This window comes from Amycolatopsis sp. YIM 10 (genome assembly GCF_009429145.1).
Taxonomy (GTDB): domain Bacteria; phylum Actinomycetota; class Actinomycetes; order Mycobacteriales; family Pseudonocardiaceae; genus Amycolatopsis.
The window spans coordinates 5,192,709-5,216,730 of sequence record NZ_CP045480.1; the positions used below are offsets into that span (position 1 = coordinate 5,192,709).

The following is a 24,022-nucleotide window of genomic DNA, read 5'->3' on the forward strand; positions in this document are numbered from 1 at the left end:
CGAGGCGGCAGGATGAGGGCTATGACCGCGTCCAGTGCCGATCTCGCCGGGTTGGCGGGTCTGCTCGCCGATCGCACGCGGGCGGCGTTCTGCCTGGCGTTGCTCGACGGGCGGGCGTGGACGGCGGGTGAGCTGGCCGCGCACGCGGAGGTGGCGCCGTCGACGGCGAGTGAGCACCTGCACCGGCTGATCGAGGGTGGGTTGCTGGTGCAGCGGCGGCAGGGGCGGCATCGGTACGTGCAGCTGGCCGGGCCGGAGACGGCGCGGCTGATCGAGGATCTGGTGGGTTATCTGGGGCCGCCGCGGTCGGGGAAGCAGACGTTGCGGGCGGCGAGCGCGTCGGCGGCGATGGCGCGGGGGCGGACTTGTTACGACCATCTCGCCGGGCAGCTGGGGGTGGCGATCAGTGACGCGATGACCGGCCGCGGGTTGTTGAACCAGGTGGACGGGTTCGCGTTGACCGAGGCCGGGCTGGGGTGGCTGGAGCGGGAGCTGGGCGCGGATCTGGCGGTGTTGCGGGGTTCGCGGCGGCCGTTGGCGAAGGCGTGCCTGGACTGGACGGAGCGGCGGTCGCATCTGGCCGGGTCGGCGGGGGCGTTCGTGTGCCGGGTTTCGCTGGAGCGGGGCTGGGTCAAGCGCATCGGTTCCAGCCGGGCGGTGCGGGTGACCCCGGCCGGGTCGGCCGCGTTCGAGGAGTTGCTGGGGTTCACTGCCGCGGCGTGAGGCCTGGCGGTCAGCGGAGTTGTTCGAGGTCTTTCGCGCTGCGGGCGATTTCGTGAGCCAGTTCGCGTAGTTCGGCGACGGAGGCGCCGTCGTCGGCTGCGGTGACGACGTCCTCGGCGGCGCAGCGCAGCTGGAAGAGCCGGTCCTGGAGGTCGGCGATCTCGGTGTCGGAGAGTACGACGGCGTCGTCGGGCAGGCCGCTGCGCTGGAGGGCGGTGCGGCGTTCGTAGGCGCGCTGGCGGCAGGACTGGCCGCAGTAGCGGCGGCGCCGGCCGCGGGACTCGCCTTCTTCGAGACGTCGGCCACACCAGCCGCAGTGCGTGGCCGCGCCGGGTCGGCGCATCTGCCGCAGTTCTTCGCGGGACACGCTGGGTTTCTCGGCCACCTCGCTCACGGGCATGACCCTAGCTGGCCATCCTCCGCTCACGCCGAGGCCACGCCGGGGAGGCAGACTGTGCTGGTGAAGACCAGCCACCCGTATCTCGCCGATCCGCTCCCCCGTGCCCTCGCCCACCGCGGGTGGCACCTGGACGAGCTGGCGGACATGGAGAACTCGCTGTCGGCGTTCCGCCGGGCCGTGGACGAGGGTTACCGGTACGTGGAGACGGATGTGCACGCGACCTCGGACGGGGTGGCGGTGGCGCAGCACGACGCGACGCTGGATCGGACGACGGATTCGTCGGGGCTGGTGGCTTCGCTGCCGTGGGCGCGAGTGCGACGGGCGAAGATCGGCGGGCGTGAGGGTGTCTCGCGGCTGGAGGACGTGTTGGAGGAGCTGCCGGAGACGCGGTTCAACGTGGATCTGAAGACCGACGCGGTGGTGGGGCCGTTCGTGCGGGTGCTGGAGCGGATGAACGCGTTCGACCGGGTGGCCGCGGCGTCGTTCTCGGACGCGCGGCTGGCCAGGGTGCGGCGGCTGGCCGGGCCGCGGTTGCTGACCGCGCTGGGGCCGCGGTCGGCGGGGGTGCTGTGGGCGAACGGGTGGCTGCCGTTCCTGCGGCTGGGGTTCCTGAGCCGGGGTGCGATGGCGCAGGTGCCGGTGCGGCAGGGGCGGTTGAAGCTGGTGGACCGGTCGTTCGTGCGGGCGGCGGGTTATGCCGGGGTCGAGGTGCACTGCTGGACGATCAACGACGCGGCGGAGATGCGGGCGTTGCTGGATCTCGGGGTGAAGGGGCTGGTCACCGATCGGCCGGACGTGCTGCGTGACGTGCTGGTGGAGCGGGGTGTGTGGGAGGCCGCCTAAGCCTGGAGGGTCTTCCGGAGTTGTGCGGCGAATTCGGCGGGGTGTGTGGTGAGGCCGGTGTGGCCGCCGGGGAAGTGCGTGAGTTCGGTGCCGAAGTTCTCGGCCAGGTGCGCGGCCGAGCGATAGGGCAGCTCGCCGGGTGAGTCCTGTCCCCCGGCGAGCACGAGCCGGTCCGACAGCTCCCGCAGCCGGTCGATGTCGGGCCGGTAGGTCATGAAGCTCGGCACGATGCGCCCGACGAAGAAGGGCAGGTTGGCCATCGTCTGCTCGACCCGGGCGGGAGGCAGTTCGACGCGGGGCTGCGCCGTGGTGTCGCCGGGTTTGCGCAGTCCTGCCGCGAAGACGGCCATGGCGGGCATGAGTCCTTCAGTCTCGAAGGTGTCCCGGACTCGGGTGATCAGCGCGCGGTGTTCGGCGGCGTCGGGCAGGACTTCGACCATCGGTGGTTCGTGGGCGATGACGCGTTCGACGCGCTCGGGCCGGGTGGTGAGCAGGTGCAGGGCGACGATCGCGCCGGAGCTGCTGCCGAACACGCGGGCGGGCTCCCCTGGCGAGAGCCGGTCGAGCAGGCGGGCCGCGTCGTCGGCGTGTTCGGCGACGCTCTGCTCGGCGGCGGGGTCGTCCAGGGTGCTGCGGGACATGCCGCGTGGGTCGTAGGTGGCGACGCGGTAGTCGGTGGTGAGGTCGCCGACGAGGTCGTCGAAGGAGGCCGCGCCGCCGGAGCCGCCGGGGATGAGCAGCAGGAGCGGGCCGTCGCCGTGGACGTCGTAGTGCAGGGTGGCGCCGTTCACGCGCAGGGTGGTCATTTCGGGTCTCCTTCTCGGGGCCAGTGCTCCAGGAGGGTGTGCAGGGCGTCGAGGCCGCGTTCCCAGGACTGTTGCGGGGTGCGGGCGTGGGCGAAGCCGCCCGCGGTCTCCAGTGCGACGAAGCCGTGGAAGGTGCTGCGCAGGAGTCGGACGGCGTCGGTCAGGTCGGGTTCGCGCAGGTCGTAGGCGTGGAGCAGGCGGTAGGTGAGTTCGACCGCGCGCCGTGGTCCTGGTGCGTTGGCGGCCAGTTCGGGGTCGATCCGGATGGGGGTTTGCGTGGCCAGGTAGCGGCCGGGGTGTTCGCGGGCGTAGTCGCGCCAGGCGTTGGCGTAGGCGATCAGGGCTTCGCGACCGGCTAGTCCGGCGATCGCTTCGGCGATGCGGGTGGTCTTCTCGTCGGCGGCGAGCAGGGCGATGCGGCCGCGGAGGTCGTCGAGGTTGCGGACGTGGCCGTAGAGGCTGGCGTCCTTCACTCCGAGCCGCCGGGCCACCGCCGACATGGTCACCTGGTCGAGCCCGGTTTCGTCGGCGAGGTCCGCGGCCGCGGTGGTCACCCGTTCCGCGGTCAGTCCCGCTCGCGCCATCATGCGACCAGCCTAACCTAGGGGCTCTAGGTTGAACCTAGGGCCCCTAGGAATCAGCGCGGGGCCTTGCCCTCCCAGGCCGCGGTCCAGGTCTTCGGGCCGAGCAGGCCGGAGTCCTTGATGCCGTTGGCGCGCTGGAGGTCGAGCACGGCCTGCTTGGTCTTGTCCAGGTAGCAGCCGGTGCCGGTGAAGCCGTAGCCGAAGGCGTTCATCCGCAACTGGAAGGTCTTGAGCGGGACCGCGCAGTCCCCGTAGGCGTAGACCACGCCCGGCCACGGCGGTTTGACGTTGGGGTCGGGCGCGGGCGGGGCCGTGCCCGCGCCGCCCATGTAAGCGGACTCGGCGTAGCTGGGCTTGCGCTTGCTCTTGGCGTCACCGTCGCCCTTGAGGCCGAGCTTGGTGGCGCACTCCCAGGGCTGCCAGCCGCGCATGCGGTACAGGTACAGCGCGCGGTAGTCCTGTTCGAGCGGGCTGGCCTGGTCGGGCCGTCCCGCTCCCCCGACGCTGCGCCAGGTGGGCAGATCGAACTGGTAGGCGCCGTAGTACCCGTTGCCGGTGTTGATGTGGTAGCGCCCGCTGGACTCGCACATCCGCAGCTTCGCCCAGGAGTTCGACGGTGGGTCGGCGGCGGCCGACGGGCTCAGCGCCAGTTGCAGCGCCAGCACGACGACGGCCAGTGCGCCCATCCGGCGAATCGGTCTGCCCATGTCCTGAACAGTAAGAACGACGCGGGGTAATCACAAGAGTCACAGCAGGAACACCAGCCTCACCTACACCGGACGGGTTACCCCGTAGCGATCCGGACACATTCGCGCATCCGTCCCGCACCGGCGCCCGTGAGGCAATAACCTGCCCGCGCAACCGCCCTTCGCACGCCTGGAGCCTCCGCATCCCATGAGCACCACCTCCCCGGACACCGCGCCGGCCGATCCGGTCCGCGACCGGCGCCGCGAGCAGCGCGGCTGGTACTTCTACGACTGGGCGAACTCGGCCTTCTACACCACGGTGATGGCCGTGTTCGGCTCGATCTACATGAGTTCCGTGGCCGCCGCCGACGCCAAGACCGACCTGGTGCGCAACGGCCCGACCCCGTGCGTCGACGCCAACGGCGTCGAGTCGACGCTGGTCAACTGCGACATCAGCCTGCTGGGGCTGACCTTCCCGGCCGGTTCGCTGTGGGGCTACCTGCTCTCGGTGGCCACGGTGATCCAGGTGGTGGTGCTGCCGGTGTCCGGCGCGATCGCCGACCGCAGCCAGTACAAGAAGCGGTTCCTGGCCTTCTTCGCCTTTCTCGGCGCGGCCTGCTCGTCGCTGCTGTTCTTCATGGCGGGCACGAACTGGCAGATCGGGATCGTGTTCTTCATCCTGGCCAACATCGGCTACGGCGCCTCGATCGCGATATACTACTCGTTCCTGCCCGGCATCGCCTCCCCCGACGAGCGGGACGCGGTCTCGACCAAGGGCTGGGCCTTCGGTTACCTCGGCGGCGGTGTGGCGCTGGGGCTGCAGCTGGCGTTCTACCTCAACCACGAGGCGCTGGGCGTCGAGCAGTCGATGGCGGTGCGGATCTGCTTCCTGACCACCGGGCTGTGGTGGGCCGGGTTCACCCTGATCCCGGTGCTGCGCCTGCGGGAGACCCCGCCGGTGCACCGCGAGCCGGACGGCCGGTCGGTGTTCACCGCCGGCTTCGCCGAGCTGCGGGACACCTTCCGCTCGGCCAAGGCGTTCCCGCTGACGCTGGCCTTTCTCGGCAGCTACCTGATCTACACCGACGGCATCTCCACCGTGGTGACGATCTCGGCGCAGTACGGCAAGGAGGAGCTCAAGCACCCGACCGAGGTGCTGATCGTGACCATCCTGGTGATCCAGTTCGTGGCGTACTTCGGCGGCATGGCGCACGGGCTGCTGGCGCGGCGCATCGGGGCCAAGAAGACGATCATGTTCAGCCTCGGCGCGTGGATACTGGTGCTGGCCGGGGCGTACTTCGTCCAGGCCGGGCAGGCGCTGCAGTTCTACCTGGTCGCGGTCGGGATCGGGCTGGTGCTGGGCGGCACGAACGCGTTGTCGCGGTCGTTGTTCAGCCAGATGATCCCGGCGGGCAAGGAGGCGCAGTACTACGCGCTGTACGAGGTCGGCGAGCGGGGCACGTCGTGGCTGGGGCCGCTGGTGTTCGCCGCGGTCGGCCAGGCCACCGGTTCGTTCCGGCTCGGCGTGCTCGCGCTGGTGGCGTTCTTCGTGGTCGGGATCGTGCTGGTCGGCCTGATCCCGGTGCGGCGGGCGATCGCCGCGGCGGGAAACCGCGAGCCCGCGATCGTGTGATCACCGCGACCGATAGGGTCGAATTTTGTGACTGTGTCATCAACGCCCGTGCCCGCACCCGACCCGACCGACGCGCTCTCGTCGGTGCCGGTGGCCGGGTTCCGGCGCGGCACCCCGGCCGCGGGGAAGCTGAAGTTCTGCTACGGCCCGATGGACTGCGGCAAGTCCACGCTGGCGCTGCAGATCGATCACAACCACGCGCGCCAGGGCAGGCGCGGGGTGCTGCTGGTGCGCCACGACCGGTCCGGGGCGCCCCAGATCAGCAGCCGGATCGGGATCACCCGGCGGGCGGTGGAGGTCGGCGAGCGCACCGACCTGAGGTTGCTGGTGCGGGACCAGTGGGTACAGGGACAGCATGTGGACTACCTCATCGTGGACGAGGCCCAGTTCCTGTCACCCGAACAGGTCGAGCAGCTCGCCGAGCTGGCCGACGACGCGCAGGTGGACGTCTACTGCTTCGGCATCGCCACGGACTTCCGCAGCATGCTCTTCCCCGGCGCGCGGCGGCTGTTCGAACTGGCCGACGAGCTGCAGCCGGTGCAGGTCGAGGTGCTGTGCTGGTGCGGGCTGCCGGGCCGGTTCAACGCCAGGGTGGCCGACGGTGAGGTGCTGCGTGCCGGTGACACCGTTTTTGTCGCGGACACCGATCAGCCGAAAGTTGAAAATTCACCCTCGGCACACGAAGCTCCCGACGCGGTCACTGTGCGTTACCAAGTATTGTGCCGCCGCCACTTCCGGCATGGGGAACTGGGCCCCCGGTCGGGAGACCATGGCCAGCTACGGTTGACCTGAATGGCCTGGACCTAGCCCAATCGGGGGATATCCCCAGAAAGAAGGCCGAATGCGCGTCACATCGGCGCGCTGCGCGACTCCCTTGTAGGTAAGCCGTTGACGACGGGTGACCCACCTCATCGTGAGCGACGACATGCGAGTCCGGGAATCCTGCGGACTGCTCCGTCGTTGCATAGGGTGAGCATCGCCCAGGCTCCACCCGGAGCCGACTGAAAGGACCCCATCATGGCCGACCGTGTACTCCGAGGAAGCCGGCTGGGAGCCGTCAGCTACGAGACCGACCGGAACCACGACCTGGCGCCCCGCCGCGCGGTGCGCTACTCCTGCCCGAAGGGGCACGAGTTCGAGGTTCCGTTCTCCGACGACGCCGAGATCCCCTCGGTGTGGGAGTGCCGTCTGCACGGCAGCGAATCCGAGATCGTCGACGGCGGCCAGCCCGAGCAGAAGCAGGTCAAGCCGCCGCGCACGCACTGGGACATGCTCCTGGAGCGACGGTCCATCCCGGAGCTGGAGGACCTGCTCAACGAACGGCTCGAGGAGCTCAAAGGCCGGCGGACCACGCGTTCCGCCTGATCGAGCCTCCGGTCTCCCGGCTGCCCCCACCACGAAAGCCCCCGTGTCCCCCCGCCACGGGGGCTTTTCGCTGCCCCCAGTTCCCGTGTGGGTGAGGTCACCGTTGCTCGACCAGGGGTGACGGCGTCGTTTGGGAGAGAATCAGGCCCATGACTGAGAACGCGCTCACTCCCGATGAAGCTCTGGCCAGGCTGCTCGACGGCAACCATCGCTTCGTGCAGGGCGAGCGCGAGCACCCCCACCAGGACGCCGACTACCGGGCCGCGATCGCGCCGTCCCAGCACCCGTTCGCGGTGCTGTTCGGCTGCTCGGACTCACGGCTGGCCGCGGAGATCATCTTCGACCGCGGCCTCGGTGATCTGTTCGTGGTGCGCACCGCCGGGCACGTGCTCGGTACCGAGGTGCTCGGCAGCATCGAGTACGCGGTGGAGGTGCTGGGCACCCCGCTGGTCGCCGTACTGGGCCACGACTCCTGCGGTGCGGTCGCCGCCGCCCAGCAGTCCGTACGCGACGGCTCGCGCCCGTCCGGCTTCGTGCGTGACGTGGTCGAGCGCGTGATGCTGAGCGTGCTGTCGGCCCCGGACGGGGCGAACAACCCGGAATCCGCCATCGAGCAGCACGTCCGGTACACCGTCGAACTGCTGCTGGACCGCTCGGCCACGATCGCCAGGCGAGTCGAGGACGGCACCTGCGGCATCGCCGGGATGTACTACCGCCTCAAGGAGGGCAGCGCCCGCGTCATCGCCAGCGAGGGCCTGAAGACCGAGTAGGCGAGTCCCCGCGGTTCACTCCCCGCCTCCACCGTCGCCGCCGAGGCACTCCCTGATCTGGGCCTGGGCGCCACCAAACCGGCCGGCCGGACGAGGGCCGCTTCCGCGTCCTGCTCGATCCGGCCGGGCACCCCTTCTGCCTGGTGGCCCGCCGGTAAGGAGGCGAGCCAGGACGTTCTCAGTTGCGCTTGCCGCCGAACAGGCCGCGGACCTGCTGCCACCGGTGCTTCGCGCCCCACACGCCGACCCGCAGGATCGCCTCGAACACGATCGAGCTGCTCATCTTCGAGTCGCCGATCTCGCGCTCGGTGAAGGTGATCGGCACCTCGGTCACGGTGAAGCCCTGCTCGGCGGTGCGCCAGGCCAGGTCGATCTGGAAGCAGTACCCGGCCGAGGCGATCTCGTCCAGCGGCAGCTTCTGCAGCACCTCACGCCGGTACGCGCGGTACCCGGCGGTGATGTCCTTGATGCCCGCGCCCAGGCAGATCCCGGCGTAGACGTTGGCCAGCTTCGACAGCAGCTGCCTGCGGAACGGCCAGTTCACCACGCTGCCGCCGGGCACGTACCGCGAGCCGAGCACCAGGTCCGCGTCGGCGAGGGCCTCCAGCACCCGCGGCAGGTCCTCCGGGGCGTGCGAGCCGTCGGCGTCCATCTCCACGATGGTGTTGTAGTCGCGCGCCAGGCCCCAGCCGAAGCCCGCCACGTACGCCGCGCCGAGGCCCGCCTTCTCCGTGCGGTGCATGACGTGCACCCGGTCGTCCTTACCGGCCAGCTCGTCGGCCAGCTCACCGGTGCCGTCCGGGCTGCCGTCGTCGACGACCAGCGCGTGTACCTCGGGCAAGGCCTCGTGCAACCGGGTCAGGATCGGGCCGAGGTTCTCCCGCTCGTTGTAGGTCGGGATCACCACCAGCACCGGCTCGATCGGTTGTGCCCCCCGCGGCGCCTGCGCCATCCGCTAGTCCTCCATCGTGTGTTCGCTTGCCCCGGCGCCGGAGCGCCGGGTTCGTATCCGGACGATGCCGCCGGCCAGCACCCCTGCCACCGCCAGCCCGGTCACGCCGACGTCCGTCCACGCCCCGAGTTGATCCGACAGCGTAGTCTGCTGCCGCAGCGGCACGCTTTCGACCAGCGAGGCCGCGGTGAACAGGCTGGTCGGGCGCGTAACGCCACCGTCGGGTGCGACGATAGCGCTCACCCCGCTGGTGGCGGGCACCACGACCGCCCGACCGTGTTCCACGGCACGCAACCGCGACATCGCCAGCTGCTGGTAGCTCATCTCGCTCACCCCGAACCAGGCGTTGTTGGTCGGGGTGAACAACACCTCCGCTCCGGCGAGCGTGGCGTCGCGGGCCGGGTAGTCGAAGGCCACCTCGTAGCAGATGGTCGCGCCGAAGACCAGGCCACGGCTGTGCAGCGCGGGCGGCTCGCCCGTGCCCGGCAGCATGTCGCCGGTGTCGTCGACGAACGGCGTGACGAGCCGGGCGAGGTCGCGGGCGGGCACGTACTCGCCGAAGGGCACCAGCTGCTGCTTCGAGTACCGCTCCCCCGGCCCGGTCTCTGGATCCCACACGATCATCGAGTTCTGCGCGTTGCCGTCGGTGTCCCGGTGGATGGCGCCGATGAGCATCGGGACGCCGAACTCGCGGGAAAGCCGGTCCAGCTCGGGGTCGCGGCGGCCTTCCACGACGTCGGTGGCGGTTTCGGGCCACACCACCAGGTCGGGCTTGGGCACCCGGCCCGCGCGGATGTCGGCGAGCAGGCGCTCGCTCTGCAGCAGGTGGTTCTCCCGCAGTTCGGTGCGCCGTCCCAGCAATGCCAGGCCGACGTCGGGTGCGTTGCCCTGCACGATGGCGACCGTCAGCGTGCCCTGCTGCGCCTCGGTGCCGATCGACGGCCACACCGCCAGCCCGGCGACCAGCGGCAGCACCGCGGCCACGGCGGCAGTCACCACCGCGCCGCGGCGGCGGGCCCGGACGAGCGCGGCGAGGGCGAAGCCGGTGACCACCACCGCGAAGCCGACCAGCGGCGCCCCGCCGATCGAGGCCAGCGACAGGTAGGCGCCCTCGGGCTGGGTGACCCCGACGCGGCCCCAGGCGAACCCGCCCAGCGGCCACACCGAGCGCGGCAGCTCGATCGCGATCACCACCAGCGCCATCCACACCGGGGCGCCCGGCAGCCGGGCCACCCAGGTGTTCAGCCCACCGCACAGGCCGATCCAGGCGGCCAGCGCCGCGGACACGCCCAGCCACGGCAGCGGGCCGAACTCGGCGCCGAGAAAGTCGTTGAGCCACAGGAACAGCGGGATGAACCAGCCGAGGCCGAACACGAAGCCGTAGCCGAACCCGCCCCAGAACCGGCGGCCGTGCGCGACCAGCGCCCACCCGGCGAAGGCCAGCGGCGCCAGCCACCACAGCGGGCGCGGGGCGAAGCTGAGGTAGAGCAGCACCCCGGAGGCGGCGGCGCCGAGCAGGCGCAGCAGCCAGGGCCGCCACGCGCGGCGCGCCTCGCCGGGCGCCGATTCGGCGGCGGTCGCGGTCACGCTCATGACCTTAGGCACCGGGTGTGAAGTCGTCGTGGATGATCTGTCCCGCGTGGACGGTCCGCAGGCAGCGGGGCAGCTCGGCGTCCGGGTCCAGCGGTGGCAGCGAGGGCACGCCCGACCGCGGGTCGGTCGACCAGCGTTGCACGCGGGAGTCGGCCGACGGGGCGACGAGTTCCTCCGCCGCCCAGATCGCGTAGTGCGCCGGCGCGCCGGGCTGGAGCGTGCCGGTGACCCCGTCCTGCACGCCGGCCGCGCGGTGACCGCCGCGGGTGTGGGCGTTGAACGCCGCGCGCGCCGAGAGTCCGGAGCCGGGCGTGCGGTGGTGCACGGCCGCGCGGACCGCCGCCCACGGGTCCACCGCGGTGACCGGGCAGTCCGAGCCGAATGCCAGCGGCACGCCCTTGGCGGCGAGCATGGCGAACGGGTTCAGCGCGGCGGCCCGCTCGCCGAGGCGGCGGGAGTACATTCCGTGCTCGCCACCCCAGTAGGCGTCGAACAGCGGCTGGACCGAAGCCGCCACGCCCCAGCCGGACAGCGCCTCGGCCTGTTCGGCGGTGACCATCTCCAGGTGTTCGAGGCGGTGCCGGCGCGCGGCCAGCGCCCGGTGGCCGACCTGCTTCCCGGCCAGTTCGAACCCGCGCACCACCTCGGCGGCGGCCGCGTCGCCGATCACGTGGAAACCGGCCTGCAGCCCGGCTTCGGTGGCCGCGACCAGGTGCGCGGCGATGCTTTCGGCGTCCTGGTAGAGCGTGCCGCGGCCGGGATCGTCGTGGTACGGCTCGTGCAGGGCGGCGGTGCGCGAGCCCAGCGCGCCGTCGACGAACAGGTCACCGGCCAGTCCGCGCGCGCCGACCCGGCGGGCGGTCTCGACCGCGCCGGGTTCGCCCCAGTAACCGACGACCTCGGGCAGCCCCGGCTCGGCGGCCAGCGCGAGCAGGTCGGCGAGGTCCTGTTCACCGGAGATGTCGGGGCCCGCGCACTCGTGCACGCTGACGATGCCGCGGGCGGCGGCGGTGCGCAGGAACGCCTCCTGCGCCCGGCGGCGCTGTTCGACGGTGATGTTGTCGCGCATGGCCTGGCGGGCGTGGTGGTGCGCGGCGCGGGTCAGCGGCCCGGCTTCGGACCAGCCCTCGGCCTCCTTCGCCGCGGGCACCAGCTCGACCAGCGCGCTGGAGACCAGCGCGGAGTGCACGTCGACCCGGCTGAGGTAGACCGGGACGCCTCCGGCGGCTTCGTCCAGCTCGGTGCGGCTGGGCAGGCGCGGGCTGGTCCAGTTCGACTCGTCCCACCCGTGCGCGATGAGCACCTCGCCCGGGCGGACGGCGTCGCGGACCGCGGCGAGCAGCTCACCGGCGTCGCGCACCGCGCTCAGGTCGAGGCCGTCGAGGTGCAGGCCGGTGGCCGTGCTGTGGACGTGCGCGTCGACGAAGGCGGGGGCGACGAACGCACCGTCCAGGTGCACCACCTCGGCACCGGGGTGCAGAGCCGCGCCGGGGCCGTCCTGGCCCACCCAGACCACGGTTCCGCCGGTCACCGCCATCGCGGTGGCATCGGGTGAGCCCGGCGTGTGGATCCGTCCGCCGAGCAGGAGCGTCGTGCTGCTTTCCGTCACGGAGAGCAAGTCTGCCCGGTGCTCCGACCAGGTGAACACGCAGGCAAGCACTAACGCAGCGGCAGAAGATTTTACGTTCGATTGAGGATGTGACAGGATATTTTAACGCGTTCCCGACGACGAGGAGTACAAGTGACTGCGACCCAGGAACCTGTGGCCCCCGCCGAATCCGCTGTCGAGCAGCCTTACGTTTACGTTCGCGAGGAGCTGGTCGAGCCGGACTGGCGGCGGTTCCCCGGCTGGCGGGACGTCACCGACGCCGAGTGGCGGGACCCGCAGTGGCAGCGCGTCAAGTGCGTGCGCAACGTCAAGCAGCTGCGCCTGCTGATGGGCGACCTGCTCGAGGACCGGTTCTACGAGGACCTGCTGGCCGACCAGCGCGAGATGGCCACCATGTCGATGCTGCTGCCGCCGCAGATGCTCAACACCATGGCGCCGCACGCCGGGGTGGACCCGGCCAAGTTCACCGACGCCTTCTACGCCGACCCGATCCGGCGCTACATGCTCCCGGTGCGCAGCGACCGCCACCCGGTCTGGCCGTCGCACCCGCATTCCGAGCGCGACTCGCTGCACGAGGCGGAGATGTGGGTGGTCGAGGGGCTGACCCACCGCTACCCGACCAAGGTGCTCGCCGAACTGCTCTCCACCTGCCCGCAGTACTGCGGGCACTGCACCCGGATGGACCTGGTCGGCAACTCCACCGAGCTGATCGACAAGCACAAGCTCACGCTCAAGCCGGTCGACCGCCAGGACGCGATGATCGACTACCTCAAGCGCACCCCGGGGGTGCGGGACGTGGTGGTCTCCGGTGGTGACGTGGCGAACGTGCCGTGGCACCAGCTGGAGTCGTTCCTGATGCGGGTGCTCGACATCGAGACCGTGCGGGACGTGCGCCTGGCCACCAAGGCGCTGGCCGCGCTGCCGCAGCACTGGCTCGCGCCGAAGGTGGTCGAAGGATTGCAGCGGGTGGCGCTGACCGCCCAGCGGCGCGGGGTCAACCTGGCCATCCACACCCACGTCAACCACGCGCAGTCGGTCACCCCGCTGGTCGCCGAGGCCGCGCGCACCGCGCTGGACGTCGGCGTGCGGGACGTGCGCAACCAGGGCGTGCTGATGCGCGGGGTGAACGCGACGCCGGCGCAGCTGCTCGACCTGTGCTTCGCGCTCCAGGGCGAGGCGAACATCCTGCCGTACTACTTCTACATGTGCGACATGATCCCGAACGCGGAGCACTGGCGCGTTTCGGTCGCCGAAGCGCAGGAGCTGCAGCACGCGATCATGGGCTACCTGCCCGGATACGCCACGCCGCGCATCGTCTGCGACGTGCCCTACGTCGGCAAGCGCTGGGTCCACCAGCTCGCCGAGTACGACCGGGAGAAGGGCATCTCCTACTGGACCAAGAACTACCGCACCGGCATCGAACTCGACGACGCCGAGGCGTTGCGGCGGCACTACCCCTACTACGACCCGATCGACACGCTGCCCGAAGCGGGCCGGAAGTGGTGGTCCGAGAACGGCGCCTGACCTGCTTTCAGGACGGGGACGGCACGCCGTAGCGGGTGACGACCGCGGCGGCCCGGTCGCGCAGCGACGTGCGTAACCACTGCGGCGCAAGGACTTCCGCGTTCGTGGAGAGCTGCCACAGCGCCCACTCGGCGTGCCTCGCGTCCTGGAAGGTCACCTCCAGGCGCAGCCAGCCGTCCGTGTCGGGTTCTCCGGCTTCTTCGCTGAGGACGGCCAGCGCGGTGCCCACCAGGTCGCCGCGCCGCGCCGGGTGCACGCGTGCCCGCACGGCGACCTGGTCTCCGCCGGTCCGGAACCGGGTGCTGCGTTCCTGCCAGGCCCGGTCCAGATCGACCCGCTCCGGGCGTTCGGCCGGTTCGTCGAGTTCCTCGGCGGCCAGGACCCTGGACAGCCGGTAGGTGCGATCCGCGCCGGACTTCGTGGCCAGCAGGTAACCCTGGCCGCGCGCGGTGACCAGGCCGATCGGGTCCACCGTGCGCCACTGCGCGGACTGGCCGGGCGCCGCGTAGTGGATGCGCAGCTTGTGCCCGGCGAAGACCGCGCGCCGGACCTCGGCCACGACCGCGTCGGGCACTTCCTCGGCGACCAGCCGCCGCGCGAGGAGGTCGGTCTCCGGATCGATCAGCAACCGCTGGGCCGCGCCGGCCGCGGTGGCCCGGTAGCTCTCGGGCAGCGCGTCGACCACCTTGCGCATGGCCGAAGCCAGCGCGCCGCCGAGCCCGAAGGCCTGCGCACCGCGCCGTGAGCCGGCGACCAGCAGTGCCAGCGCCTCGTCGTGGTTCAACCCGGTCAGCTCGGTCTGGAAACCGGGCAGCAGCGCGAATCCGCCGTGCCTGCCGCGTTCGGCGTAGACCGGGACACCCGCCGCCGACAGCGCCTCGATGTCACGCAGCACCGTCCGGGTGGACACCTCCAGCTCGCGGGCCAGCGCCGCCGCGGACAGCCGATCGTGCTGGCGCAGCAGCAACACCAGCGACACCAACCGGTCCGCGCGCATGCGGAAAACTCTAGCGGAATACACGACACAGGATGTCGTGTATTCGTTGCGAAGCTCATCGGCATGACAAGCAGGACAGTGGCCACCGAGCCGAACGATCTGGGCAGGTACTTCATCGAACGCGCCAACGCGGGCGACGTCGACGGACTGGTGGCGTTGTACGAGCCGGACGCCGTGCTGGCGTTCCCGCCGGGCAATCTGGCGACCGGGCACGCGGAGATCCGCAAGGTCTACGAGGAGTTCGTCGCGGCCGCGCCGGTGCTCCAGCCGGGCAGGCAGCACCCGGCGCTGGTCAGCGGCGACCTGGCGCTGACCGCGTCCACGCTGACCACCGGTGAGATGACCGTGGAGATCGCCCGCCGCCAGGCGGACGGGTCCTGGCTCTGGGCCGTGGACCAGCCGGTGCTCGTGCCGTGACGGGAGCGGCGGTGAAGCGCGTCACGACCATCGGCGTGTACGGCTTCACCGCCGCCGCCTTTCTCCAGCAGCTCACCGAGGAGGGCGTGGGACTGCTGCTCGACCTCCGCCAGCGCCGCGGCGTCCGCGGCCCCGACCACGCCTGGGCGAACTCGATGCGGCTCCAGCGCGCACTCGCCGAAACGGGCATCGCCTACCGGCACGTGAAGCAGCTGGCCCCGACCACCGAACTGCGCCACCTCCAGTACCGCGAGGACGACCGCCAAGGCGTCGGCAAGCGCAACCGCGTCGCACTCGCACCCGAGTACATCGCGCGCTACACCCGCGAAATCCTCGACTCGTTCGACCTCGGCGCACTCGCCGCCGACCTTCCGGACAACGCCACGACCGCACTTTTCTGCGTCGAACGCGACCCGGAAGCCTGTCACCGCTCACTCGTGGCCGCGCGGCTGCTGACCCGGATCAGCTGATCCCCCGGTCCGGAAAATCGGTGAGTATTTGAATATTCGACGAGGCCGATCGGCCTCGTTCCCATTCCGGTGAATTCCCGCCCGTACCAATAACAGGTAGGTTACGGTGCCCTTGGCCAAGAAGGGGCGAGACACGTTCTCGCCCCTTTCCTCGCACTCTGGGAAGGGGTCGAGAGTGCGAGACGGCCGGTCATGGCGATGAGGGGCAGGCGGGAAGGGAGGACTCCCAGGCAGACGGACAAGGACGCCCGCGCACGGGAGGTGAGCGCGGAGCAGATGCACCTACCTGTTCGTTGATCCCCTGAAACCACCCGGCGCGGGGGCCGGGTCGGCGGCAGCGCGGGACTGCCGCCGTGGGGGACCGCGTAGAAAGACACTCAGAATGCCCAGAAAAGAGGGCACTTACGACCCCGGGCCGTCGCATTCGGACGGCCTAGTGATGCCCGCTTCGTCGATGCCACCGCTACGCGGCCGACGAGGAAACGCCGCGGTCGACGGGCTCCCGTCCACCGCGGCGTTCAGCAATCCGGCCCTGTCCAGCGGCAAGCGGGCGCTCATCCTGCTCGTCCTGCTCATCGTGGCCGGCCGGACCGGGACGTTGCGCGAGATCAGCCGGAAACTGCTCGCCGAGCACGCCGGGGACGCGGCACATTGGACCCACGGCCGCGACGAGAAGACCGTGAGCAAGCGGCTGGCCGACTGCCTCGGCCGCGGTGCCCGCCGCCCGCCGAACTGGACGGAGATCGCAGACCTGTTCCGCGCGTATCTGCCGCCGGATCAGTGCGCACCGCTCCTGGCGGTGGCCGCCGGGGTGTACTTCCAGGCCCACGGGTGCCCGCCGCCCGGCTACACCGGCCCGATCGAGCGGCCGGGCTGGGCCGCGAAGCAGGTGGTCACCGCCGACACGATCCGCACGACCATCATCCGGACCCTCCGGCAGGCACCCGCCGCCACGAGCGGCCCCGCCCCGATGAGCTGGGCGGAGGAACGCAGCAAGCTCAAGGAGACCAACAGGATCTCGAGCTACGCGTTCATGGAGGTGATCGGCAGGCTCGAGGACATGCAGGAGTTGCTGCGCGGCGCCAACACCAAGGCTCAGCGCAGCGAAGCCGCCCGCGACCTCCACCGGCGGATGACCCTGGGGACCGAGGCGTCCCTGCTGTGGGAAATGGCCGAAGACGCGCTGTCGAAGGAGCACCCGGAGCTGTCCAGGGAAGAGGTGCGGAACCTGATGTACGAGCACCTTCGGCAACTCGCGGACGACCAGCTCGCCTGACACTCGGGCGCCCTTGGTGCCCCAGCCCCGTGCCGGATTTCCGGCACGGGGCTTCTTTTCTCTGGGCGCCCGCAACTCTCGAAGCACGGCGACCTTCGGAGGGTCCGCGAGACTGCGCGCACCTGGGCTTTCAAGGCGCGCAATTCCGGGGGACATTCGCCTGTTCCAGCGCTCTCGCGGCTTTCAAGCGGGAGCTTCGAGGGGTGTTCGTGGCCGCGGGCGCACTCGCAGGCCTCCAGCCGCAGGCAGTTTTGAGCCTGCGCCCTCAGCTGACCGCGCTCGCGCCCACGGCTTCGAACCATCGTCTTCGCCGCGCCATCGGCCGCGGAGTGAACGGGGAGTGAATGGGGAGTGGACGGCAGCCGCCTCGGGAGTGAGCTGCGGAGTGATGTGTGGAGTGATGTGTGGAGTGAACGACCCCCCGATCCACCGACCAGTCCGCAGATCACTCCACCATTTCCGATGCGGAGTGAAATGCAGAGTGAAACGTGGAATGAAATGGTGATTTCCGCAGCTCATCGACCCTGATCGGTCCGCGTATTCGCCCGACTCCGGTCGTCGCGGGAAAAGTACCGCTGGGCTCCGGGCCACGATTTCCGCCTTTTCAACGCACGTAATGAACGATTAAGTTGAGGAAATGGCAGATCGCCAGACCTTCACGCATTCACCGAGAGGAAGAACCCATGCCGGCGGAAGCACACCAGCACCCGGCCCGTGCGCTGCCCTGCCCCCGCGTCCCCCGGGCGCCGGGGTGTTCCGGCCGCGTGCGGGACGCCGGACCACACGCCGAGGACGTGCTCTCACGTCCGGCGAGAGCACGCGGGCCGCGGCCCGCGGCAAATCGAAAGGAGAGCCCGGATGGGCGGAAAACACCGGAAGGAAGGCCAGCAGGGATGCGCGGTGATCGCGTTGATCGCGGTCGCCGCGACGGCCCTGCTGGCCACCGTCGCTGACCAGGCTGCACCCCTGATCGGCTGACCGGCTCTGCGCCGGTTCGGCGGGGTCGGCCGCAAGGCCGGCCCCGCTCCCTGATCGCACAAGAGACTTCTCCTGCGCGCCAAGCAGTATGGCACCGCCTGGCGCGCACTGACCCCGGCCGGTCACACGGTCGAGTGAGGAAGCTTCGCGTCATGTCGTTCAATCTCGCCTCGTTCGTACCCCGCCAGCGCGCGCACACTCCGCGGGTGGTCGCCGTCCGGCTTCGCGCGGGCACCGAGCTGCCCAGTGGCCGCACCTGCGGGGAAACCGACCGCGAGGTCCACTACATCCCCTCCGCCGACGCGGCGAACACCACCGGCACCGCCACCGCGCTGTGCGGGACCGTGCTCTCCCGCGCCGACCTGGAGTTCGTCGAGGACCAGCGCGGAGTGCCGTGCACCAGCTGCTACCTGCGTTACCTGCGCCCGGTCACCGGCGTCCCGATCCCGGCCCAGCGCAACTGGCGCACCTGGTGAGCGCCACTCCCCCGCCCCTGCGACGGGGCACCTACCAACCGCGCAGCTTCGACGAGGCCCACGCGCACCTGTTCCAGCCGCTGTGCCGCTTCGTCCGCGGCCGCGCCGACGCGCTGGGCGAGCGCGTTCGGCTGCCCGACGGCGCCGAGGAGATCGTGGTGCAGCGGGTGTTCGACGCCGCGTTCGCCACCGGCTGGCACCACATCCGCCAGCCACGGGCCTGGCTCTACGCGGTGGCCGGGGCCCATCTGCGCCGGCTGGCCGGTGGGCCGCGCGACCAGCTCGGTCACCACCTGTCCCGCCGCGTCCCCTGGACACCGGCGACCGGGACCAGCATCGCCGAGGTCGGCGTCGCCGCCATCGTGGCCGGGCACGCGGTGTGCGAACTGCCCGATCACCACGCCCAGGTCGGCTATCTGCACCTGTGCGAGCGCTGGACCTTCACCGAGATCGCGGACGCGCTCGGCATCAGCGAAACCGCCGCCCGCGCGCACGCCGACACCGCCTGCGACCTGCTCCAGCACGCCATCGCGGGCGAGCCGGTCACGCTGCACGTGGGTGCCCAGGCCCATCCGGCCGAGCCGCTGTTCGCCGTGCACGTCCCGCGGCGGCGGACCCGTCGTCCCCGGCGGCCGCCTGACCCGTTCAGCGTGCTGGCCGTGCTGCTCGCCGGGGTGCTCACCGCCGCGGGCGGGCTGATCCTCGGCTCGGTGTGGCGGGTGGTGTTCCTGGTCGCCGGTGCCGTGCTGACCGGCACCGGCGCCACCTTGGGGGCGTTGTCGGTACGAGCCGGGTCGGCCCCGGGTGAGCGCGTTCCCAGTGCCGCCGCGCGGGTTCTGCTGCTGGCCGTGGGTTTCTACCGCGTGGTGCTCGCGCCGGTGCTGCCGTCCAGCTGCCGGTTCACCCCGAGTTGCAGCGACTACGCCCAGCAAGCCATCCGCCGCCACGGCGCCGCCCGCGGTACCTGGCTGGCCGCCCGGCGGCTGGGGCGCTGCCGCCCGGCTGGTCCGCGCGGCCATGACCCGGTGCCCGGCGCGGCCCGGCACGGAAAACCGCGGCGCCGCCGCTCGATCAACCTGTGACCGCGCACCGAGAAAGGACCGTCTCGTGAACAACAACGAAGCCGAACCGCGCACCCTGGGCGCGGCCTACAGCCAGCTCCACGACCCGCTCTGCCAGTTCGTGCGCCGTCGCGCCGCGGCCATGAACGGACGCCTTGACCTGGCACGCGGCGCCGAGGACGTCGTCCAGCGGGTGTTCGAAGCGGCCGTCGCCACCGGCTGGGACACCATCGGCCAGCCCCGCGCCTGGCTCTACGCCGTGGCCCGCCGCCACCTTCAGGCGATGGCCACCTGGCAGCGCGCGGAACTGCACGGGCCCGCGATGAGCTGGAGCACCGAGGTCGGCGTCGCCGCCATCGTCGCCGGGCACACGCTGAGCGCATTGCCCACCAGGCAACGGCAAATCGCCTACCTGCGCTTCCACGAGCGCTGGACCTTCACCGAAATCGCCGCCGCGCTCGGCATCAGCGAAAGCACGGCCCGCGCGCACGCCCACGGCCCCGGTGACCGGCCGCGCGTGCCCCTCGAACGCACCGAGATCCGGCGCGCGGTGCTCTTTCCCTTGCGGCGCCTGTGGTGGATCGGCAAGGAGGTGATCCGGCGGCGACGCCCCGCGGAGGTCAGACGAGGATGACCCGGCGGCCGCGGGTGTGGCCGGCCTGGCTGTCGATGTGCGCGGCCGCGGCGTCGGGCAGGGCGTACGACTTTTCGACCGGGATGTGCAGCTTTCCGCGCGAGATGAGGTCGGCGGCTTCCGCGAGCGCGTCCGGCACGCTCCCGGCCACGCCGGAGAAGCGGACGCCGAAGTCCGATGCGCCGAGATCGGCGATGGTGACCACCTTCCGCGGATCCCCGGTCAGCGCGACGAGTTCGCGGAGCACACCGGAGCCGGCCAGGTCGAGCGCCGCGTCGACCTGGCCGAGCCCGCGGACCCGCTCGGCCCAGCCCTCGCCGTAGGTCGTGGCGATCGCGCCGAGGCCACGCAGGTAGTCCTGATTGGCGGCGCCGGCGATGCCGATCACGCTGATGCCGCGGTCGCGGGCGATCTGCAGGACCGCCGAGCCGACGCCGCCGGACGCGCCGCTGACCAGCAGCGTCTGCCCGCGCTCCACGCCGACCTCGCGCAGGACGCGCAGCCCGGTCTCCACCACCGAGGGATACCCGGCCGCCTCTTCGAAGGTCAGTCCCTCGGGCATGCGGGCCCAGGCGGTCAGGACGCTGAACTCGCTGTAGGTGTCCAGGCCTTCGCCGAACACGGCGTCACCGAGCTGAACCCCGTCGACGCCCTCGCCGATCTCGTCCACCACACCGGCGGCGTCCAGCCCGACCCCGGCGGGCAACTCGACCGGATGCGCGCCCAGCACCTGACCTTCGCGGATCCGCCAGTCGACCGGGTTGACCCCGGCCGCGTGCACCGCGATGCGCACCTGACCAGGGCCCGCGTGGGGTTCCTCGGCGTCGACGAGTCGCAGGACTTCCGGACCGCCGAACTCGGCGAAGCTGATCTTTTTCATGCCGCCGACCGTAACACTAACGGTTAGCTTTTACGAACGGTTGTTACTTTGGAGCTGATAGCATCACCGCATGACCGCGCCACCCGGACGCCGCGAACGCAAGAAGGCCGCGACCCGCGAGAAGATCGCCGACACCGCCCTGCGGCTGTTCCTGGAACGCGGGTACGACGCGGTGGGGATCCGGGACGTGGCAGCCGAGGCCGACGTGGCCGTGACCACGGTCTTCTCCCACTTCGCCGGCAAAGAGGCCCTGGTGTTCGAGCAGGACGCGAACTTCGAGCGACGCCTCACGGAGGCCGTCACCGGCCGGGAGCCGCACGAGCCGCTCATCCCCGCGCTGCGCCGGGAGATCCGGGCCATGGTGCGTCATTGCACGGCCGGGGAGGCCGTCCCGATCTGGCACATGATCGACTCGTCGCCCGCCCTGCGGCAGTACGAGGAGTCGATGCGGCTGCGCCACGCGGAGTCGCTGGCCACGGCCATCGCCGCCGAACTCGGACTGCCGCCGACCGCGACCGCGTGCCGGACGATCGCGAGGTTCGTGGTCGACGCCCATTCACTGGCGCGCGAGGCGGCCGATCCGGACGCCGCGGTGGACGAGATCTTCCGGATGATCGAAGCGGCGTGGGCGGTTCAGGACTTCGACGGTTCGGAACCGGGCGGGCCGGCGTAGATCAGCCGCACGACGGCGATGGAGATGAGCAGCAGCACCACGCTTCCGACGACGTCGAGCACGTAGTGGTTTCCCGTGGTGAACACGACCGCGATCATGCCCAGCGGGAAGAGCCACGGCAGCAACGCCAGCCGCGGGCGGGAAGCCCGCAGCGCGAGCCACGCGGCATAGGCGCACCACAGCGACCAGCCCACGTGCATGCTGGGCATCGCCGAAAACACGTTCTTGCCGCTCTCCAGCGCACGCGCGGAATGCTCGCCGAAGATGTCGTGCTCGGCGATGATGTCGACCACGCCCGGCAGCGCGAACCTCGGCGGTGACATCGGCACCGCCCAGAAAACGGGGAGCACGAGCACGGCCATCGCGATGAGTGTCCGGCGGGCCTTCAGGTAGACCTCGGTGTGCCGGAGGAAGACCCACACCAGCACGCCGATGAGCACGACGTAGTACAGGCGGTAGTAGAGCACCGCGGGCTGGATGAGCGCCGGATGCTCGACCAGCCACCGGTTCGCCGCGGCCACGATGTCCAGGTGGAGGGCCCGTTCCAGCGACTGGAGGGCCAGCGCGTTGCCGGTGGCGACTTCGGCGTCCGACTTCGCGGCGCCGTGCAGCCAGGTGAAGACCACAAAAACCAGCACCAGCAGCGCCACTTCGACAAGCGGCGCGGGACGCTGCCCGTCACGGCTTCCGGCCAGCACCACCGAACGGACACGCGCGATCAACACGCGGGCGACAGTACCGAGACGGGGAGCCGCCCGGGGCGCATTTCCCGGCAAAGCCGGTCGCGCTTACGACGCGATGGCGCGAACGGTCACCGAGTAGGACGAACTGGCGGCGGTGGCTTCCCGGTAGGAGACCTGCTTGATCTGCCGGTCGTTCCAGTACAACCACACCGACGCGAGCGCCCCGAGGTGCGAGAGCGAACTCCTGGTGTCCTTGTTCTCCAGCACGTCGGCCACGCCGCCCAGCAGATTGGTCGCATCCGGCACGCGGTCCCCGGCCGCCGTGCGCACGACCAGTTCCAGCGCCACCGGCACGTCCGTCAACGGCGTGAACTCCTGCCGCGCGACCGCGTCTTCGGCGGCGCGCAGCAACGCACGCACCCGTTCGGTATGCGGATGTCCCGGGCCGAGCATGGACAACGCCTCGCTCTTGGCCGGTGGCAACCCCGCCACGGTGAACGAAACCTGGTTCGCCGTCGTGGTGTTCTCCAGGCACGTCCGGCAGTAGGCGATCATGGCGTTGTCGAGTACCTTCGTGCGGCTGGTTCGCCAGCCCGTGCCGGTCACGTAGCGCTCAGGCCCGACAGCTCGTGCCACCTCGGCGAACGCCGCGTGGAGGCGGCGGAAGGTGCGCTGCTGGTCCGACTGCCACTCGTAGGGGTGGAGGCCGAAGAACTTCCCGGTGAACCTGCGGTCCATCGGCACGACCAGGTCCGGCAGGAGGTGGTGCAGGGTCTTCGTCCCGGCGACCAGCCGGGCCTTGTTGTTCACCACGCCCAAGCCGTCCATCACCTGCCAGATCCGGTCGGCGACCGCACCGGTCTCGGCGGCGTCATCGATGCGCAGTGGCTCCAGTTCGATGATCGCGGCACGGGAAGCCTGCAAAGCAGCGAAGAACTCGTCGAGCGGGGCGAGGTATGAGCCGCGCATTCCGAGGCGCCACGCCGTCAACGTCCGGTGCAGGCGTGCCACGAACTCGCGGTCGTCCAGCGCGGCCGCGACTCCACCCGCCGCCAGCCGATCCGCGATCGTCCTCCGATGCGTGACCGCCTGCGTGGTGGTGAACGGAGTCAGCTGGTCGTACCCCTCGACGTACCGCTCGAACCCGGCCACGAGCCCGTCCAGCCGCTTCTCGACCAGATCCCTGCGCGCCATCCGTGCCCCTCCCTCAACCACCTGGTGGTCAGAACATCGGCGGCGCCGCCTTCGTTGCAACATCCGGTGGAGGCGGCCGTTGCCAGGGTCGCTGCGATTTCGAATACCGGGCCGACGCACCGAAGTGGCAGTTCTTTTGCCATGCGGTGTTCGCGGCGGCGGACGGGGTGTGGCCGATGTTCGACGCGATCCTCGACCGCGACCTCGGGTCGTTTTCGATGTGCAACGGGTGCGTACGGGATGGCGTGGTGTATCTCCTGCCCGCGGCCACGTTCGAGCTGGAACCCGCGATCGGCGAAGTCCGCTCCGCCCAGGCCCCGAGTCCGGTGCCGGTGCGGCCACTCGCCAGGTTCGCCGTCCGGCCGGAGGACTTCCCGTTCCTGCGCAAAATCCACGGGCGGCAGCCGACCCCGGCGGGTTCCCGTGGCACGAGCCCATCGCGGGAACGGCGTCCGCTGCGACGTCGCGACCGCGTGGGTAGCCTCGGGCGAATGGCGCTGTCGAGAGAAGAACGGGAAAAGTTCCTCGCAGAACCCCACGTCGGAGCGTTGTCGGTGGCTGAGGGGCCCGGTCGCGCGCCGCTGACCGTGCCGATCTGGTACCAGTACGCGCCCGGCGGTGACCTCTGGATCCACACCCCGCCCGGGTCGCGGAAGGCGCGGGCGATCGAGGCCGCCGGGCGGTTCAGCCTGATGGTCCAGCGGACAACACCGACCGTCCGGTACGTCTCCGTCGAGGGCCCGGTCACCGGGACCGCCCCGGCCAGCCACGAGCGCTCGTGGGAGATGGCCGCCC

The 24,022-nt window shown here is 70.9% G+C and carries 25 protein-coding genes and 1 pseudogene; 15 read left to right on the plus strand and 11 right to left on the minus strand.

What is annotated here, in order from left to right; translation table 11 throughout:
- Positions 1 to 21 precede the first annotated feature (21 nt).
- Complete coding sequence (locus tag YIM_RS24785) at positions 22 to 723, plus strand: helix-turn-helix transcriptional regulator (RefSeq protein WP_153032622.1); 702 nt, start codon at positions 22 to 24, stop codon at positions 721 to 723.
- 10 nt (positions 724 to 733) lie between these two features.
- Here the strand turns inward: YIM_RS24785 and YIM_RS24790 are convergent, their stop codons facing one another.
- Entirely contained in the window at positions 734 to 1,066 is a 333-nt protein-coding gene (locus YIM_RS24790; RefSeq protein WP_153037222.1) for a hypothetical protein, read from the minus strand.
- Between the two features lie 117 nt (positions 1,067 to 1,183).
- Between YIM_RS24790 and YIM_RS24795 the strand changes: the two genes are divergently transcribed.
- Positions 1,184 to 1,966: a glycerophosphodiester phosphodiesterase family protein gene (locus tag YIM_RS24795; RefSeq protein ID WP_153032623.1), complete on the plus strand. Its 783-nt coding sequence runs from the start codon at positions 1,184 to 1,186 to the stop codon at positions 1,964 to 1,966.
- Here the strand turns inward: YIM_RS24795 and YIM_RS24800 are convergent.
- The 3 genes from YIM_RS24800 to YIM_RS24810 are packed head-to-tail and all read right to left on the minus strand — an operon-like array spanning position 1,963 to position 4,063.
- Positions 1,963 to 2,772, minus strand: a complete 810-nt coding sequence (locus YIM_RS24800; RefSeq protein ID WP_153032624.1) for an alpha/beta fold hydrolase — start codon at positions 2,770 to 2,772, stop codon at positions 1,963 to 1,965. The genes YIM_RS24795 and YIM_RS24800 overlap by 4 nt on opposite strands.
- Complete coding sequence (locus YIM_RS24805; protein WP_153037223.1) at positions 2,769 to 3,356, minus strand: TetR/AcrR family transcriptional regulator; 588 nt, start codon at positions 3,354 to 3,356, stop codon at positions 2,769 to 2,771. The genes YIM_RS24800 and YIM_RS24805 overlap by 4 nt, the downstream gene beginning before the upstream one ends.
- Positions 3,357 to 3,409: 53 nt before the next feature.
- Entirely contained in the window at positions 3,410 to 4,063 is a 654-nt protein-coding gene (locus YIM_RS24810; RefSeq protein ID WP_153032625.1) for a transglycosylase family protein, read from the minus strand.
- A 187-nt stretch (positions 4,064 to 4,250) separates the two neighbouring features.
- Here YIM_RS24810 and YIM_RS24815 point away from each other — a divergent pair, with 187 nt between their 5' ends.
- From YIM_RS24815 to YIM_RS24830, 4 genes are all read left to right on the plus strand, one after another.
- Positions 4,251 to 5,675 (plus strand): MFS transporter, encoded by a 1,425-nt coding sequence (locus YIM_RS24815; protein ID WP_153032626.1) that lies wholly within the window; start codon positions 4,251 to 4,253, stop codon positions 5,673 to 5,675.
- A 48-nt stretch (positions 5,676 to 5,723) separates the two neighbouring features.
- Positions 5,724 to 6,467 carry a thymidine kinase gene (locus YIM_RS24820; protein WP_228003992.1) on the plus strand — a complete coding sequence of 248 codons (744 nt, stop codon included), beginning with the start codon at positions 5,724 to 5,726 and terminating at the stop codon, positions 6,465 to 6,467.
- Positions 6,468 to 6,692: 225 nt separating this feature from the next.
- Positions 6,693 to 7,040 (plus strand): RNA polymerase-binding protein RbpA, encoded by a 348-nt coding sequence (locus tag YIM_RS24825; RefSeq protein WP_113691811.1) that lies wholly within the window; start codon positions 6,693 to 6,695, stop codon positions 7,038 to 7,040.
- Between the two features lie 149 nt (positions 7,041 to 7,189).
- On the plus strand, positions 7,190 to 7,810 hold the full coding sequence (locus YIM_RS24830; protein WP_153032627.1) for a carbonic anhydrase: 621 nt from the start codon (positions 7,190 to 7,192) through the stop codon (positions 7,808 to 7,810).
- A 178-nt stretch (positions 7,811 to 7,988) separates the two neighbouring features.
- Here YIM_RS24830 and YIM_RS24835 read toward each other — a convergent pair whose 3' ends face one another.
- Genes YIM_RS24835 through YIM_RS24845 form a run of 3 tightly spaced genes read right to left on the minus strand, consistent with a single transcriptional unit; the run spans position 7,989 to position 11,964 of the window.
- The gene (locus YIM_RS24835; RefSeq protein WP_153032628.1) at positions 7,989 to 8,762 is read right to left on the minus strand and encodes a polyprenol monophosphomannose synthase; all 774 of its coding nucleotides are present in this window, start codon (positions 8,760 to 8,762) and stop codon (positions 7,989 to 7,991) included.
- A 3-nt stretch (positions 8,763 to 8,765) separates the two neighbouring features.
- A complete protein-coding gene (gene lnt, locus YIM_RS24840; RefSeq protein ID WP_153032629.1) occupies positions 8,766 to 10,355 on the minus strand; it encodes an apolipoprotein N-acyltransferase in 1,590 nt (529 codons plus the stop codon).
- Between the two features lie 4 nt (positions 10,356 to 10,359).
- Complete coding sequence (locus YIM_RS24845; RefSeq protein ID WP_153032630.1) at positions 10,360 to 11,964, minus strand: amidohydrolase; 1,605 nt, start codon at positions 11,962 to 11,964, stop codon at positions 10,360 to 10,362.
- Positions 11,965 to 12,096: 132 nt separating this feature from the next.
- On the opposite strand from YIM_RS24845, the gene YIM_RS24850 reads away from it, so the two are divergent.
- The gene (locus YIM_RS24850) at positions 12,097 to 13,488 is read left to right on the plus strand and encodes a KamA family radical SAM protein (RefSeq protein WP_194239738.1); all 1,392 of its coding nucleotides are present in this window, start codon (positions 12,097 to 12,099) and stop codon (positions 13,486 to 13,488) included.
- A gap of 7 nt (positions 13,489 to 13,495) precedes the next feature.
- Here YIM_RS24850 and YIM_RS24855 read toward each other — a convergent pair whose 3' ends face one another.
- A complete protein-coding gene (locus tag YIM_RS24855) occupies positions 13,496 to 14,485 on the minus strand; it encodes a YafY family protein (RefSeq protein WP_153032631.1) in 990 nt (329 codons plus the stop codon).
- A 78-nt stretch (positions 14,486 to 14,563) separates the two neighbouring features.
- Between YIM_RS24855 and YIM_RS24860 the strand changes: the two genes are divergently transcribed.
- The 6 genes from YIM_RS24860 (at position 14,564) to YIM_RS24885 (ending at position 19,797) form a co-directional block, all read left to right on the plus strand.
- A complete protein-coding gene (locus YIM_RS24860; RefSeq protein WP_153037226.1) occupies positions 14,564 to 14,902 on the plus strand; it encodes a nuclear transport factor 2 family protein in 339 nt (112 codons plus the stop codon).
- Positions 14,903 to 14,913: 11 nt separating this feature from the next.
- Positions 14,914 to 15,372, plus strand: a complete 459-nt coding sequence (locus tag YIM_RS24865) for a DUF488 domain-containing protein (RefSeq protein ID WP_153032632.1) — start codon at positions 14,914 to 14,916, stop codon at positions 15,370 to 15,372.
- Between the two features lie 454 nt (positions 15,373 to 15,826).
- Complete coding sequence (locus tag YIM_RS24870) at positions 15,827 to 16,648, plus strand: hypothetical protein (protein ID WP_153032633.1); 822 nt, start codon at positions 15,827 to 15,829, stop codon at positions 16,646 to 16,648.
- A gap of 1,130 nt (positions 16,649 to 17,778) precedes the next feature.
- Positions 17,779 to 18,102: a hypothetical protein gene (locus YIM_RS24875; protein WP_153032634.1), complete on the plus strand. Its 324-nt coding sequence runs from the start codon at positions 17,779 to 17,781 to the stop codon at positions 18,100 to 18,102.
- Complete coding sequence (gene yidD, locus YIM_RS49295) at positions 18,099 to 19,184, plus strand: membrane protein insertion efficiency factor YidD (protein ID WP_228003994.1); 1,086 nt, start codon at positions 18,099 to 18,101, stop codon at positions 19,182 to 19,184. The genes YIM_RS24875 and yidD overlap by 4 nt, the downstream gene beginning before the upstream one ends.
- Before the next feature lie 25 nt (positions 19,185 to 19,209).
- Positions 19,210 to 19,797 carry an RNA polymerase sigma factor gene (locus YIM_RS24885; RefSeq protein ID WP_194239739.1) on the plus strand — a complete coding sequence of 196 codons (588 nt, stop codon included), beginning with the start codon at positions 19,210 to 19,212 and terminating at the stop codon, positions 19,795 to 19,797.
- Here YIM_RS24885 and YIM_RS24890 read toward each other — a convergent pair.
- Positions 19,784 to 20,677, minus strand: a complete 894-nt coding sequence (locus YIM_RS24890) for an NADP-dependent oxidoreductase (protein ID WP_153032636.1) — start codon at positions 20,675 to 20,677, stop codon at positions 19,784 to 19,786. The genes YIM_RS24885 and YIM_RS24890 overlap by 14 nt on opposite strands.
- A 70-nt stretch (positions 20,678 to 20,747) precedes the next feature.
- On the opposite strand from YIM_RS24890, the gene YIM_RS24895 reads away from it, so the two are divergent.
- Positions 20,748 to 21,350 carry a TetR/AcrR family transcriptional regulator gene (locus tag YIM_RS24895; protein ID WP_153032637.1) on the plus strand — a complete coding sequence of 201 codons (603 nt, stop codon included), beginning with the start codon at positions 20,748 to 20,750 and terminating at the stop codon, positions 21,348 to 21,350.
- Here YIM_RS24895 and YIM_RS24900 read toward each other — a convergent pair.
- Complete coding sequence (locus YIM_RS24900) at positions 21,311 to 22,075, minus strand: phosphatase PAP2 family protein (RefSeq protein ID WP_228003995.1); 765 nt, start codon at positions 22,073 to 22,075, stop codon at positions 21,311 to 21,313. The genes YIM_RS24895 and YIM_RS24900 overlap by 40 nt on opposite strands.
- A 63-nt stretch (positions 22,076 to 22,138) precedes the next feature.
- The gene (locus YIM_RS49300; RefSeq protein ID WP_228003996.1) at positions 22,139 to 23,227 is read right to left on the minus strand and encodes a hypothetical protein; all 1,089 of its coding nucleotides are present in this window, start codon (positions 23,225 to 23,227) and stop codon (positions 22,139 to 22,141) included.
- A gap of 491 nt (positions 23,228 to 23,718) precedes the next feature.
- On the opposite strand from YIM_RS49300, the pseudogene YIM_RS50105 reads away from it, so the two are divergent.
- Positions 23,719 to 23,916: pseudogene (locus YIM_RS50105) on the plus strand (pyridoxamine 5'-phosphate oxidase family protein); the annotation flags it as partial.
- Positions 23,917 to 24,022: the final 106 nt, after the last annotated feature.

What these genes read in the sequence shown, in the direction of transcription:
- YIM_RS24785 (WP_153032622.1), top strand. Translation starts at nt 22, where the DNA reads ATGACCGCGTCCAGTGCCGATCTCGCCGGGTTGGCGGGTCTGCTCGCC.
- YIM_RS24790 (WP_153037222.1), bottom strand. Translation starts at nt 1,066, where the DNA reads ATGCGCCGACCCGGCGCGGCCACGCACTGCGGCTGGTGTGGCCGACGT.
- YIM_RS24800 (WP_153032624.1), bottom strand. Translation starts at nt 2,772, where the DNA reads ATGACCACCCTGCGCGTGAACGGCGCCACCCTGCACTACGACGTCCAC.
- YIM_RS24805 (WP_153037223.1), bottom strand. Translation starts at nt 3,356, where the DNA reads ATGGCGCGAGCGGGACTGACCGCGGAACGGGTGACCACCGCGGCCGCG.
- YIM_RS24810 (WP_153032625.1), bottom strand. Translation starts at nt 4,063, where the DNA reads ATGGGCAGACCGATTCGCCGGATGGGCGCACTGGCCGTCGTCGTGCTG.
- YIM_RS24815 (WP_153032626.1), top strand. Translation starts at nt 4,251, where the DNA reads ATGAGCACCACCTCCCCGGACACCGCGCCGGCCGATCCGGTCCGCGAC.
- YIM_RS24825 (WP_113691811.1), top strand. Translation starts at nt 6,693, where the DNA reads ATGGCCGACCGTGTACTCCGAGGAAGCCGGCTGGGAGCCGTCAGCTAC.
- YIM_RS24830 (WP_153032627.1), top strand. Translation starts at nt 7,190, where the DNA reads ATGACTGAGAACGCGCTCACTCCCGATGAAGCTCTGGCCAGGCTGCTC.
- YIM_RS24835 (WP_153032628.1), bottom strand. Translation starts at nt 8,762, where the DNA reads ATGGCGCAGGCGCCGCGGGGGGCACAACCGATCGAGCCGGTGCTGGTG.
- lnt (WP_153032629.1), bottom strand. Translation starts at nt 10,355, where the DNA reads ATGAGCGTGACCGCGACCGCCGCCGAATCGGCGCCCGGCGAGGCGCGC.
- YIM_RS24855 (WP_153032631.1), bottom strand. Translation starts at nt 14,485, where the DNA reads ATGCGCGCGGACCGGTTGGTGTCGCTGGTGTTGCTGCTGCGCCAGCAC.
- YIM_RS24870 (WP_153032633.1), top strand. Translation starts at nt 15,827, where the DNA reads ATGCCACCGCTACGCGGCCGACGAGGAAACGCCGCGGTCGACGGGCTC.
- YIM_RS24875 (WP_153032634.1), top strand. Translation starts at nt 17,779, where the DNA reads ATGTCGTTCAATCTCGCCTCGTTCGTACCCCGCCAGCGCGCGCACACT.
- YIM_RS24890 (WP_153032636.1), bottom strand. Translation starts at nt 20,677, where the DNA reads ATGAAAAAGATCAGCTTCGCCGAGTTCGGCGGTCCGGAAGTCCTGCGA.
- YIM_RS24895 (WP_153032637.1), top strand. Translation starts at nt 20,748, where the DNA reads ATGACCGCGCCACCCGGACGCCGCGAACGCAAGAAGGCCGCGACCCGC.
- YIM_RS49300 (WP_228003996.1), bottom strand. Translation starts at nt 23,227, where the DNA reads ATGGCGCGCAGGGATCTGGTCGAGAAGCGGCTGGACGGGCTCGTGGCC.